The 12,268-nt window shown below is 69.7% G+C and carries 13 protein-coding genes and 1 pseudogene; 6 read left to right on the top strand and 8 right to left on the bottom strand.

The features are described from left to right. Positions 1 to 28: 28 nt before the first annotated feature. Complete coding sequence (locus ACQBAU_RS12415) at positions 29 to 871, bottom strand: heparin lyase I family protein (RefSeq protein WP_465256396.1); 843 nt, start codon at positions 869 to 871, stop codon at positions 29 to 31. Between the two features lie 22 nt (positions 872 to 893). On the opposite strand from ACQBAU_RS12415, the pseudogene ACQBAU_RS12410 reads away from it, so the two are divergent. The 5 genes and pseudogenes from ACQBAU_RS12410 to ACQBAU_RS12390 form a co-directional block, all read left to right on the top strand. Beyond that, a pseudogene (locus ACQBAU_RS12410) lies at positions 894 to 1,094 on the top strand (DUF1707 SHOCT-like domain-containing protein); the annotation flags it as partial. A gap of 178 nt (positions 1,095 to 1,272) precedes the next feature. Then, a complete protein-coding gene (locus ACQBAU_RS12405) occupies positions 1,273 to 1,797 on the top strand; it encodes a hypothetical protein (protein WP_465256488.1) in 525 nt (174 codons plus the stop codon). After that, the gene (locus ACQBAU_RS12400; protein WP_465256397.1) at positions 1,794 to 2,564 is read left to right on the top strand and encodes a DUF1707 SHOCT-like domain-containing protein; all 771 of its coding nucleotides are present in this window, start codon (positions 1,794 to 1,796) and stop codon (positions 2,562 to 2,564) included. Before ACQBAU_RS12405 ends, ACQBAU_RS12400 begins: the two co-directional genes overlap by 4 nt. Positions 2,565 to 2,602: 38 nt before the next feature. Next, complete coding sequence (locus ACQBAU_RS12395; RefSeq protein ID WP_465256398.1) at positions 2,603 to 3,481, top strand: NAD-dependent protein deacetylase; 879 nt, start codon at positions 2,603 to 2,605, stop codon at positions 3,479 to 3,481. A gap of 37 nt (positions 3,482 to 3,518) precedes the next feature. Then, positions 3,519 to 4,379, top strand: a complete 861-nt coding sequence (locus ACQBAU_RS12390; RefSeq protein ID WP_465256399.1) for an exodeoxyribonuclease III — start codon at positions 3,519 to 3,521, stop codon at positions 4,377 to 4,379. Here the strand turns inward: ACQBAU_RS12390 and ACQBAU_RS12385 are convergent. The 4 genes from ACQBAU_RS12385 to ACQBAU_RS12370 form a co-directional block, all read right to left on the bottom strand. Beyond that, positions 4,360 to 5,004 carry an ASCH domain-containing protein gene (locus ACQBAU_RS12385; protein ID WP_434550737.1) on the bottom strand — a complete coding sequence of 215 codons (645 nt, stop codon included), beginning with the start codon at positions 5,002 to 5,004 and terminating at the stop codon, positions 4,360 to 4,362. The two genes, ACQBAU_RS12390 and ACQBAU_RS12385, sit on opposite strands and share 20 nt — an antisense overlap. Before the next feature lie 30 nt (positions 5,005 to 5,034). After that, positions 5,035 to 6,882 (bottom strand): gamma-glutamyltransferase, encoded by a 1,848-nt coding sequence (gene ggt / locus ACQBAU_RS12380; protein WP_465256400.1) that lies wholly within the window; start codon positions 6,880 to 6,882, stop codon positions 5,035 to 5,037. 89 nt (positions 6,883 to 6,971) lie between these two features. Then, positions 6,972 to 8,936, bottom strand: coding sequence for a hypothetical protein (locus tag ACQBAU_RS12375; RefSeq protein WP_434550735.1), 1,965 nt, complete (start codon positions 8,934 to 8,936; stop codon positions 6,972 to 6,974). A 117-nt stretch (positions 8,937 to 9,053) separates the two neighbouring features. After that, on the bottom strand, positions 9,054 to 9,623 hold the full coding sequence (locus ACQBAU_RS12370; RefSeq protein ID WP_465256401.1) for a maleylpyruvate isomerase family mycothiol-dependent enzyme: 570 nt from the start codon (positions 9,621 to 9,623) through the stop codon (positions 9,054 to 9,056). Positions 9,624 to 9,661: 38 nt separating this feature from the next. Here ACQBAU_RS12370 and ACQBAU_RS12365 point away from each other — a divergent pair, with 38 nt between their 5' ends. Then, positions 9,662 to 10,474 carry a helix-turn-helix domain-containing protein gene (locus tag ACQBAU_RS12365; protein WP_465256402.1) on the top strand — a complete coding sequence of 271 codons (813 nt, stop codon included), beginning with the start codon at positions 9,662 to 9,664 and terminating at the stop codon, positions 10,472 to 10,474. A 35-nt stretch (positions 10,475 to 10,509) separates the two neighbouring features. On the opposite strand, the gene ACQBAU_RS12360 is transcribed toward ACQBAU_RS12365, so the two are convergent. From ACQBAU_RS12360 to ACQBAU_RS12350, 3 genes are all read right to left on the bottom strand, one after another. Beyond that, a complete protein-coding gene (locus ACQBAU_RS12360; protein WP_465256403.1) occupies positions 10,510 to 10,920 on the bottom strand; it encodes a YccF domain-containing protein in 411 nt (136 codons plus the stop codon). A gap of 97 nt (positions 10,921 to 11,017) precedes the next feature. Then, the gene (locus tag ACQBAU_RS12355) at positions 11,018 to 11,380 is read right to left on the bottom strand and encodes a pilus assembly protein (RefSeq protein ID WP_465259362.1); all 363 of its coding nucleotides are present in this window, start codon (positions 11,378 to 11,380) and stop codon (positions 11,018 to 11,020) included. Positions 11,381 to 11,433: 53 nt separating this feature from the next. Beyond that, positions 11,434 to 12,258 carry a hypothetical protein gene (locus ACQBAU_RS12350; RefSeq protein ID WP_434550730.1) on the bottom strand — a complete coding sequence of 275 codons (825 nt, stop codon included), beginning with the start codon at positions 12,256 to 12,258 and terminating at the stop codon, positions 11,434 to 11,436. Between the last annotated feature and the right edge of the window lie 10 nt (positions 12,259 to 12,268).

The following is a 12,268-nucleotide window of genomic DNA, read 5'->3' as shown; positions in this document are numbered from 1 at the left end:
CCGTCGGGCACGACCGGCTGGGGTCGGGTCAGATCATCACGTCGGCGATCCGGTCCCCGAACCTCATGTCGTCGAAGTAGAGCGTCTGCGTCTGCTCCCACTGGGCGCCGCCGCGGTACAGGCCGTTCTTGATCCGCACCACGTCGTTGACCGGGTACACGCAGTCGGCCTCCACCCGGGAGTAGCCGATCGTGTCGCCGTGGTCGAACGAGGTCGGCACCACCTGGCCGTCCACGTACAGCTTGAAGTCGGCCTGACCGGTCTCGGTCGGATGGATGTTGTATTCGATGGCGAATTGCACCCACCGGTTGCGTGGCAGGTTGCCCTTCACCAACGTCTTCGGCGCCTGCGTCGGTCTGTACCCGGTGGTGTCGTTGCGCAGCAGCACGCGATAGACCAGTGGGTCACTGTTGGGCTGCAGGTCGATCGCGATGGGTGGGCTGCCGCAGCCGGTCTGCCAGATCTGGCTGATGATCTGCCACTGGGCCCCTCGGGGCGGCTGGTGTCCGGACGGGACGAAGACGTTGAAGCTGTACGCGTCGATGGTGCGCATCCCGACGTTGAGTGCGTTGATCACTTCGCTCCGGGCGTAGCCCGACGGTGGGATCGACGCCTTGAGCGAATGGACACCGTTGCGTGCCTGCTCGGTGGAGATCGTCGGATAGCCACCTGCGTTGAGTTTTTCGAGCCGGTACGTCTGACCGTTGTCGGTCAGTTCGTTGCCGCTGATCGACGCGTACTCGAGGTCGTAGGTCCAGTGCATCCCGGCATGGGCAAGGGGGGTGGGTGCGGCAACCAGGGCCCAGCCGGTCACCAGCACCAGCAGGGCCAGCAGCGGGTTGCGGCGTCGTCGGGCAGCGGTACGGCTCATCGTCGTCCTCTCGCAGCGGGGGATGCGCGGTCGGGAACAGCCGGCGGGAACGCCGGTGCCGACCATCGTGGCCTGCGGTCGCGGTGGTGTCAACGGATGCTGGGATGATGGAGCCATGCGGTCCCTGCGTCCCTCGTTCGCCGAGCGTGACTCGGTCCGTGACGCGCTCTCCCAGTCGTACGCGGAAGGGCGGTTGGACGACTCGGAGTTCGCCACCCGGCTCGAACTGGTCGACCTGGCCACCACGACATCGGACCTGCGGACCCTGCTGGAAGGCCTGCCCACCGACGGGGATCGTCCTGCCCGAGGCCCGCGAGCCCGCCGCGCGGACCGTCGCCGAGCAACCCCCCGAACGGCCGGGACCGTCATGGACCCGACGGGGGCTGTTAGCGCTCGGCGCGGTGACCGCAGGGTTCGTCATCGCCGGCGGTGTCTCGAAGCTGTCGGCGACGCTCGCCGATTCCGGGGTCGAGGTCGGACCGACGGCGTCGGCCACGGACACCTTTGCCGTCGACGGCCTGGCCACCCCGCTGCAGTGGTTGACCGACCATGGCTACACCCGCTTCACCGGCTGGACCTTGCACGGTGACGCGTTCTACGCCGACGCCCTGGCTCCGGGCCGCGACGACGTGGTGGACAGCATCAGCATGGTCGGCGGAGGTGCCCCCGAGGCCGAGCCGATGGGCGAACTCGACGAGGCCGCACTGGTCTTCACCGTGGCCGACGTGGCAATCGAGGTGATCCCCGAGGTGGTGGCGGTCGCCCCGTCGGTGGTCGGCGGCCTGACCGTGTCGCACCTGATCGTCGACAACTGGGACGGGGAACTGGCACTGCGACCGTACGTCTCCGGCGACGAGTACGGCAGCGGCAGCGGCTACGGGGTGTGGAGTGCCGACGGCAGCCGGCTGATCCGGGTGGTCCGATGACCTCCCTGCGACCGTCGAACGCCGAACGGGTCCCGTACGAGGAGGCGCTGACCCAGGCGCTGGCCGACGGGCGGCTCGACGGTGACCTGTTCGAGCAGCGGATGGGGGCGGTGGCCGCCGCCACCACGCACGACGACCTCGCCGCCGTCGTCGTCGACGTCCCGTTCACCCCATCCGCACCACCCCCGGTCCCGCGCGACCGCGGCAGGGGCCGCCGCGCCGTGCTCGGCCTGCTCGGGCTCGGCGCGATCGGTGGCGCCAGTTGGGGGCTCACCCGCATCTGGCAGGTCCCGGCCGCCGCGCCACCGGGCCCGGCCGCCACGGCACGTTCCGGCCCGCCCGTGAGCCCCGGAGCCGTCGCCACCACCCTGGTCACGGTGCCGATGTGGACCGCGGAGATGTTCCCGGTGGTGGCCGATCACCTGCTGTCGATCGCGGTGGACGACGTGCAGTCGCTCTACGCGTACGGTGAGTTCGTCGTCGTCCAGGGCACCGGCCCCGACGGCCCCGTCGACGTCCGCTACCGGGTGGACGAGACCCCGCACGTCGCGGCCGCCGAACACACCGTCTCGCCCTCGTTCGCGACCGACCGGTTGCGGGACCTCGATGCCGCCGACCTGCTGCGCCGGTCGGGTGAGGTGATCACCCTCGGTGACCAACCGACGATCCGGATCGATCGACCGCCTGACTGGGTGGTCGAGGTCCGCGGTACCGCCGAGTCCGTGTGGTGGGACCTGTCCGGCACCACCCGCCGCGCGCCCAACTGACCGAGCCGGCCGAACGAGTGGCCGACGTACGATGAGACGTGTCGCAGCTCCGATCACCCGATCAGTCGTGGGCACGGCGAGTACCCGCCGGCCCCGGGGCCGACGCGACCGTCCTCGCCGAACAGCTGCGTTCGCGTCGGTGGCTGGTGCTCACCGGCGCCGGGATGAGCACGGCTTCGGGGATCCCGGACTACCGCGGCCCCGACGGCACCAGGCGGGTGCAGCCGATGACGATCCAGGAGTTGCGCTCGTCCTCGGCGGCCCGACAGCGCTACTGGGCGCGGTCGTACGTCGGCTGGCAACGACTGCACCGGGCTCGCCCCAACGCCGCGCACCGGGCCGTCACCGAGCTGCAGCGACTCGGCGTGGTCGACCGGGTGATCACGCAGAACGTCGACGGACTGCACCAACGTGCCGGCACCCGTCAGGTGATCGAACTCCACGGATCGCTGGCCCGCGTGGTGTGTGACCACTGTGGTGATGGCCTGCCACGGCCCGAACTCGATGCGATGATGCGGGCGGCCAACCCGTCCTACACGGTGACCAGTGACGAGATCCGACCCGACGGCGACGTCGCCCTGGACGAGGTCGACGTGACCCGGTTCGTGACGCCTCGATGTCCCGGCTGCAACCATGACCGACTGCGACCGGACGTGGTGTTCTTCGGCGATTCGGTGCCCCGGGAACGGGTCGAGACCTGTACGGCATTGGTGGCCGCCTGCGAGGGACTGGTGGTGCTGGGCTCGTCGCTGGCGGTGATGAGTGGCCTCCGGTTCGTCCGACAGGCCGCCAGACGTGGGGTGCCGGTGATGATCATCACCGCCGGCCCGACCCGTGCCGATGAGCTCGCCGCCGTACGGTCACACCGGCCGGTGGAGCAGGTGCTGCCGCAACTGCTGGCTCACGTCACCGCCTGAGGTCGTACGGTGGGGCTGAGGTCGTACGGTAGGGGTCGTGCGCATCGCGACCTGGAACGTCAACTCCGTCAAGCAACGACTGCCCCGACTGCTGCCCTGGTTGGACGAACGGGCCCCCGACGTCGTGTGCCTGCAGGAGACGAAGCTGTCCGAGGACGCCTTCGCCGAGCTGCTCGCCGAACCGTTGGCCGAGCGCGGCTACGAGAGCGCCACGTACGGACAGGCCCAGTGGAACGGGGTGGCCCTGCTGTCGAAGGTCGGGCTGACCGACGTGGTCCGCGGGTTCGACGGCGCACCGGGCTTCCCCGAGCCGGAGGCACGGGCCATCTCGGCCGACTGTGGTGGCATCCGGGTGCACTCGCTCTACGTCCCGAACGGCCGGGAGCCCGACTCCGACCACTACCACTACAAGCTGGCGTGGTTGGCTGCCCTGCGCGAGGTCATTGAGGCCGGGCCGGACGAGGTCGCGGTCTGCGGTGACATCAACATCGCGCCGTCCGACGCCGACGTCTTCGATCCGCAGGCCTACGTTGGTCAGACCCATGTCACGGAGCCGGAACGTCAAGCGTTGCAGGGACTGCTGGACACCGGGCTGCACGACGTCGTACGGGATCGGTGGCAGACCGAACGTGTGTTCTCGTACTGGGACTACCGGGCCGGGATGTTCCACAAGGACCTCGGAATGCGGATCGATCTGGTGCTCGCCGGCACCCCGCTGACCTCGCGGGTCAAGGCGGCGTGGGTGGATCGGCAGGCTCGCAAGGGCAAGGGCCCCAGTGATCATGCTCCGGTGATCGTCGACCTCGACACCGCGCCGGACGGCGACATCGGCCCGATGGTGCCGCCGCCGTCGGCGCGTGCTCCCCGGCCGGGGTCGGTCAAGCTTCCCCAGGCCTGAGGCGGGCTTCGCGTCGTCGTCGAGCGGCCAGGTAGCCCTTGCCGCGTGCTGAGAGTTGGTAGCCCTTCGGCAGGCTGATCGTCAGCCCCAACGCCTTCAGCTTGCGGATGTCGGCCTTCATGCCGAGCAGCTCCCGGTCGAGTTCGGCCGCCAGGTCGGCGGCCAGCTCGCCGGGGTGCTGCTCGATCCAGCTCAGGATCCGGTACGTCCACGGCCCGGTCCGCTTGCCCCGGTCGAGCCGGTCCACCGCCTCGACCAGCCCGGCCAGGTCGCGACCACGCGGCACCCGCTCCCGCAGCTCCAGGCGCGGATCGGCGCCGACGAAACTCACCGTGACCCGGTAGACCGTGTCGCCACCCTTGCCACCGCGAGGCCCGCGGGGACGCGGCGCGCCGCCCGGGTCGAGACGAGCCCGGAGCGTCGCCAGGTCGGGCAGCCCGGCAGCCCGCGCATCGGCCTCGGTGAGGTCGTCGGGATCCACCGGCTCACACGCATCGAACCGGATGATGCCGGCACTGGTGAGCTGGGTCCCGCCCACCTTGACCCGCGGCGCCTGCCAACGGCGGAAGGCCAGGGTGATGCGCCCGTCACGGATCCCGGCGGCGGTCGCCTGCGGAACCATCATGGCCGAGTCTGCCGTACGCCGGCCGACCCGTCAGGTGGGCGTGACCACCCGCGCCGACCCGCCGCCGCCTCGCTCGGTCTCGGCGGCCGCGGTCTGCTTGCGCCGATCGATGTCGATGCCGGACGCGTTGCCGATCCAGGTCGTCCTCGCCAGTTGGTGGCCCAGGTCGACCAGGGCGGCCCCGGTGGCGGTGTCGGCCAACCCGAGGTCGGCGAGCTCACTCGACCCGTTGCGGGAGGTGAGCCGCGGGGCGGCGATCGCGTCGACCAGCGGCAGTCCACGCGTCAGGTGACCGAGCACGATCTGCGCGACCGTGGTGATGATGGTCGACCCACCCGGGGTACCGCAGGCGAGCACGGGCTCGTCCCGCTTGGTGATGATCGTCGGGCTCATTGACGACCTCGGCTGCTTGCCGGGGCCGGGCAGGTTCGGATCCGGTACCCCTTCGGTGAGCGGGACGAAGTTGAAGTCGGTGAGCTCGTTGTTGAGCAGGAACCCGTGGCCGGGGACGGTGATCGCCGACCCGGCGGTCTGTTCGATCGTCAGCGTGTACGCGACCACGTTGCCCCACCGGTCGGCGGCGTTGAGATGGGTGGTGTGGGGGCCTTCGTACGGCTCCGGCTGCCGGTCACCACGGCGGGGCTCGGAGTCGTAGTCACCGTCGGGGAAGCCGAATGGGATCGGCCGTTCCTGGGCCCGTTCCGGGTCGAACAGCTCGGCCCGCTCCCGGGCGAAGCCGCGGCTGAGCAACTCGTCGATCGGGACGCCACGGACGTCGCCGACCCAGCGGTTGCGGTCGGCGAACGCGGTGGCACACGCCTCGGAGAACCGGTGCAGGTAGTCGACCTCGGAGACGTCGGCCAGCGCCTTGCCGGTGCGGTCCTCGTACGCCTCGATCAGGTTCAGGATCTGTCCGACGGCGATCCCGCCCGAGCTCGGGATGCTCATCCCGTACACGTCGTGGCCGTCGTAGCGACTGTGGGTCGCCATCTGCACCGCCGCCTGGTAGCGGTGCAGGTCCACCCGGGTCATCTCGCCGTGGTACACCTCGACACCACCCACGGTCGTCGGGTTCTCGGCCTCGGCGACCAAGGCCTTGCCGATCGCGCCGTGGTAGAACTCCTTGGTCCCACGGCGGCGCAGCCGCTCGTAGGTGTCGGCCAGGTCCGGGTTGCGGAAGATGCTGCCCACCGCCGGCACCTCGCCGCCGGGCAGGAACAACTCCGCCGACGCCACGAACTTCGCGAGCCGCTCGGCGTTGGACGCGGTGTGGTCGTGGTAGTTCTGGTCGACCACGAAGCCGCGCCGGGCCAGGTCCTCGGCCGGGCGCAGCAGGTCGGCCAGGCGCCGGGTACCGAACCGGCGGGCCGCCACCTCCCAGGTCGCCAGCGTGCCGGGCACACCGACCGACAGCCCGGACGTCACCACCGCGTCGAAGTTGAGGGCGTTGCCGTCGTCGTCGGTGAAGGTGGTCTCGGTGAAGCTGCGGGGTGCGTTCTCGCGGCCGTTGATGGTGAAGGTACGTCCGGATCGGGCGTGGTGGAACACGAAGAAGCCACCACCTCCGATGCCGCTGGAGAACGGTTCGGTCACCCCGAGTGCCGCCGCGGCGGCCACGGCGGCGTCGACGGCGTTGCCGCCGCGGGCGAGCACCTCCACCCCGATGTCACTGGCGTACGGGTCGACCGAACTCACCGCACCGCCCGACCCCACCGCCTCGGACACCTTGAGCGGCTCGGGCACGGGGCCGCCGCCGCGGCCTCGGGCGTACGCGGGCAGTGGCAGTTGCGCTCCGGCGGCAGCGACACCGAGGCCGGCACCGCCGGCGAGCAGGGTGCGGCGCGAGGGGCCGGGGACAGGTCGGTCGCGGTTCGTCACGGAGACTCCTTCGTCGACTGGGGACGTCTCCATACTGCGCGGGTTCGGCTCACTTGCCAACCCATCAGGGGTCCGAGCGGGTGCGGCGATCAGGCCAGGTCCAGCCGGATCAGGTCCAGGCCGCGGACGGTGAACAGGCTGGCCACGCCGTCGGAGGTGACCGTCGGCAGCCCGTACCACTGTGCGGCGAGGCCGGTGTGGATCACCTCGACGGAGGGCTTGCGGTGCGCGACCACCCGGACCGACCACACCTGCTTGCCGTCGGTGCCGACGAGCCGGCTGCCCAACCAGGTGGTCCGGCCGCCGCTGCTGCCGACCTTCACCGTCCACAGCAGCCGGGCCGTCCTGGCGTCGAGGCCACACAGGACACCGGCATTGGTGAGGGCCAGCAGGAGGTTGCCCCGTCGACGCAGGTCGACGATGGCGTAGAGGTCGGCAAGCGGTTCGACCACCTGGGTCAAGGTGTTGCTGCGGTAGTCGAAGAAGGCCAGTTGGGCGGCGTCCCGCGTGGGCGTGGTGCCATAACCGTTGCGGACCGATCCGCCCAGCCAGGCACCGTGCGGAGCCGGACACACCGCCGAGACCGACTGGTCGGGGAGGATGCCGCGGAAGGTGGTGACCTGCTTGCTCGTCAGGTCCATCCAGCTGAAGGCCCCCTCCCAGCGGCCGTAGTCGGGTTCGGTGCCGATGAGCAGGCGGTTCGCGTCGACGTCGACGGCGACGTCGAGGGGCCGGGTCTGCTCGTCCGACGCGGCGAGCCGCGACACGACTGGCAGCGCCGTGCTGTCGGTGTCGTCACTGGGGAGTTCGCCGAGCAGGGCAAGGGTGTAGAGCCCGGCATACACGGTCCCGCCGGCCGAGTCCATGTCCTTGACCTCGCCCTTGGTGGAGATGTTGCGCACCGGTGCTGAGGCGTCGTCGGCATGGATCGCCAACACCCCAGTGCCCGGGGCGAACACCCGACCATCGGCCCAGTGCAACGCCTGCGGCTTCTGCGGTGCCGGTGGCAGCAGCTCGGAGCTCAGGTCGAACGGATCCAGCTCCCCGGAGGTCAGGTCGAGCAGGCCGGCGCTCTCGGCTTGGACGGTCCACAACCGGGTGTCGTCGAGGTGTCCCATCCGCATCGTTCCGGTGGTCCCCGTGGTGACCGGTGTCACCGTGGTCGAGCCGACCGTGGTGTGCCAGATCGTGTTGCTCTTGGTGGTGCCCACCCACACGTCGTCGCCCTTGCCGTACAACGACACCACGTACGGCTCGTCGTTCGGGATCGGCGCGATCGAGTAGTCGCTGGGATCGGCCGTGTTGATCATGGCGACGTTGGCCCGCGGGGTGGTGCCGGCCAGCAGGACGTCCCCGCTGAGTTGGAGGGTGGACACGAAAGACAGGTCGGCGAACTCCGGGGGCATGATGTCGGTGGTGGAGCCCGTGACCCGGTCGAAGGCGATCAGGCCGGGCTGCGACCCGATGCCGCAATAGACGGTGGTTTCGCTTGCGGCGAGGTCTCGCACGTAGGTCTGACCCGCCAGCATCGTGCCGTGGTTGGTCGCGGTGCGGGTGGTCGGGTCGTACTCCCACAGCTCGGCGGTCGGATAGGTGCCGGCAAAGACGTGGCCGTCCGGTGACGCCTTCACGTTCCAGGCAACGGATTCAGCAAGGTCGACGGTGTCGGTGATCGTGTTGCTGGTGGTGTCGAGGCGGATCAGCTTGGCGGGGGTGTAGGTCGCGATGTACAGGTCGGTGCCGACGTGGTCGGCCCCCCAAGTTCCGGCGACACCGGGCAGTTCGACGACGTCGGTGACTCGCTGGGCGTCGATGTCGTACGCCACGGCGCGGGCCGGCTGCATCCGAGAGGTGACCAGCCACAGCTTGCGCCCGATCAGCATCCCGTTAGAGAAGCCGCTGGTGCTGGTGACTGCTGGTCCGAGTTCGGTGAACGTCGGTGCCGGGGATGCCATCGCCGGCACCGCGCCGGTGGCGAGGGCGAGGCCGGCACCGATCCCGGCGGATCCGACGAGCAGGTGACGGCGGCTGAGTCGTGGTCCGGGTCGGGACATGGGCTACATCTCCTGTGATGTCGTTCGGGACGAGGGTCGGTCCCGAACGACATCCTGTGCCCACCGTTTGGGGCTGTCAAGATCTCTGCCAGTGGTCGGCAGAAAGCAAGGTCGTGATCAGGCCTGTCGGCCCAGTCGGGCGAGCACCGTCGTCTGCCGGTCGGCGCCCTCCGGCGCGGTGACCCCGCACTGGCAGATGCCGTCCATGTAGAGCGCGTCGCCGAAGCCGTCGATGCCGGCCTCCAGCAGGTCGAGCTCGGCGGGCGAGAAGGTGGTGTCCCGGCCGGCGGACCGGGCGATGTCCCAGCGGTGCGGGATCATGTCCCACACGTAGAACCGGACGAACGTGTCGCCCACGCCGGTGGTGCCGAAGTGGCCCTCGAACGTCGCGGCCATGGCCTCGTCGTCGGCGATCGCCTGCCGGATGGCGGCCGAGTGGCGATCCCACGCGGCGACGGTGTCCGGCTCCTCACGGGTCGACGGACCAAGATCGACGCCGTGGCTGGTGAGGAAGTCGTACTGGCTGTCGATCATGTGCACGACGACGTCGCGGGCCGTCCACCCGTCGCAGGGAGAATCGGCCTGCCAGGCCTCGGACGGTACGTCGTGGATCAGGTCGGTCAGCGGGGCGTGTGCCGCCTCGTACGCGTTGATGGTCGGGCTGTGGGTTTCTGCGGTCTGGGTCATGCATGCCAAGGTAGGCAAGCGACGGAGGGGAGCGATTGTTGAAATCCGACAAGATCGATCGGGCGCACCTGCGGGACCCCGACGACAGGACGCACGTGATCCACCGCTACCCGGCCGAGGACAGGTGGGCGGACCTGATCGAGCGTTACTGGTTGCCCGTCTGGTCGGTCCCGGCCGGTGCGGAGGCACCGCAGCGGGTGCTGCAGTATCCGGTGTGCCTGATCGTGATCAGCCCGACGTACGCCCGGTTCTACGGGGTCGTCTCGGGGATGTCGATCACCACGCTCAGCGGGGACGGGTGGGGTGCCGGCATCATGTTCCGGCCGGCGGCCGGGTTCCTGCTCGCCGGGAGCGTCGACGCCTACACCGATCGGTACGTGGACGTCAGCGAGGTGCTGGGGGAGTCGGAGGAGCGGATGACCCACGACATCCGGACGATCATGGACGACGACCCGCAGGCCGAGGCCAACCACCGGGAGGTGATGGAGCGCTACCAGGCCGAGTTCGAACGACTGCTCCCGGTCGATGCGGAGGGCCGGTTGATCAACGAGATCGTCACCTTCGTCGAGACCGAACCGACCGTCGTCCGGGTGGCCCAGGTGTGTGAACGGTTCGCGGTCACCGAACGGACCCTGCAACGGCTGGTCCGCCGCCGGCTCGGGCTGACGCCCAAGTGGCTGATCCAGCGACGCCGGCTGCAGGAGGCGGCCGAGCGGCTGCGGGACCGCTCGGCCGACGCGGCCGAACTCGCGCTGCTGCTGGGCTACGCCGACCAGGCCCACTTCATCCACGACTTCCGCCGGGTGACGGCGATGACGCCGGGCCAGTTCAGCTCCCGGTTCGGGGAATGATCAGGTTCGGTGACTGATCAACTGCTGTTGGCGGGTCAGATGCTGTGCAGCGGCCGCTGGCCAGCCGGGATGGAGTCGGAGTCGACGATCTCCTTGCCGAACGGGAAGCAGGTGACCGGGATCATCTTGAGGTTGGCGATGGCCATCGGGATGCCGACGATCGTGACGGCCTGGGCGGCCGCGGTGGTGACGTGTCCGATCGCGAGCCACAGCCCGGCGACGATGAACCAGATCACGTTGACGATCGCCGATCCGGCACCGGCACCCGGCTTCTCGACCACCGCCTTGCCGAACGGCCAGAACGCGTAGGCCGCCATCCGGAAGCTCGCGACTCCGAACGGGATCGTCACGATCAGGATGCAGGCCAAGATGCCGAAGGCGACGTAACCGAGGGCGAGCCAGAAGCCACCGAGTACGAGCCAGATGACATTGAGTATGAAACGCATGAAACCTCCCTGTACCAAGTGAACACTCCTGCGCGCGTCGATCCTTCCTCCGAAGGGGCGATTCAGGGGGTCGTCAGGGAGGGCCCGGGCTTTCCGATCACCCCGGTTGGGACGGGACGATCCGGGCGGCGGCCTCACCCGAACCGGGCAGCGTCCACACCCCGATCAGCCCGAGGAAGACCGTCTGGTGGGTGACCGTGGTCCGCACCACCACCTGGTTCTGCTGGACCACGACGTCACCGGACACACCTGCCGCCCGCAGGTGGGCCTCGGCCGCGGTTCGGGCGGCCGTGGTCCCGACGCTCCCACCGGCCACCTGACTGGCGGCACCGGCATCGGCGCCGGCCCGCGCCGCCTGCGCGGCCACCGCCTCGGCCTGCCGTACGGCACCGAGTTGGCCGCCGCCGTCGACCACCAGTCCGACCATGATCAACATGGCCGGGGCGATGATCGCGGCCATGAGTGAGGACGACGATCCCCTGGCGTCGCGGCGCGAGCGGGAGGGGCGCGACATCAGCGGACCACCGAGTGAAGCTCACCGACGGGGAGCGTCGTACTGGCCTGCGGGTCCAGCCGGATGACCCCGGTCTCCCCGAGGGCTGTCCAGGAGACCTCCCAGTGGTCGGTGGCGGTGACTGTGTACGGCTGCCCCTTCCGGGAGGGGGCGGTGTAGCGGTGTCCACAGACCGGGGATTCGGCGTTGGCCTTCACCGCGCGGGTCCAGGCCACCGTACGGTGGCAGGTGAGGGTGGTGCCGTCGCCCATGTCGAAGGTGGTGCTCGTCTTGCGGGCGGTCATGGTGATGGTGATGCCCTGCTCGGTGAGCTCTTCGGTGACCGGTTGGTTGGGACTGGACCAGAGCCACAGCGGATAACCGACGACGGCCATCTTCCACTGGTTGATCTCGGGCGGCGGTCCGACGTGGGGTGTCGCCGCAGGGACCGTCAGCCGCAGTACGGCCTGCTGGGCCAGCAGTTCCGGGTCGGGTGGCGCCGGTGGCGCGCCGGGACTCGTCCCGTTCCGGGTGTCTGGTGGGCTGACCGCATCGGCGTAGGCGCGGCAGAGTTCGAGGGCTCGCTGCTCGCTGAGTCCATTGTCCACCTGACTGGGGAAGCAGACGCGTCGGATCCAGTAGGCACGCTGCTCGATGGCGCGGTTGATCGCATCGATCTCGGCCTTGGTGAGGGGCCGGTGTCCCTTGGCTGCCTTGCCCTGCTTGGAATCGTTGATCTGCTTCTGCAGCTGTGCCTCGGCGGCCCGCTGCTCCTCTTTCCGGGCTTCGATGTTTGCTTCACGGCCGCCACCCTGTCCCGAGATGCCGGCGCTGGCGAAAGGCACCGAATGTCCT

The organism is Carbonicoccus niuqiaonis (genome assembly GCF_050157065.1).
Taxonomy (GTDB): Bacteria; Actinomycetota; Actinomycetes; order Propionibacteriales; family Propionibacteriaceae; genus Avipropionibacterium.
Note: the sequence above shows the minus strand (reverse complement) of the source record. Positions and strands in the feature narration are given on the sequence as shown.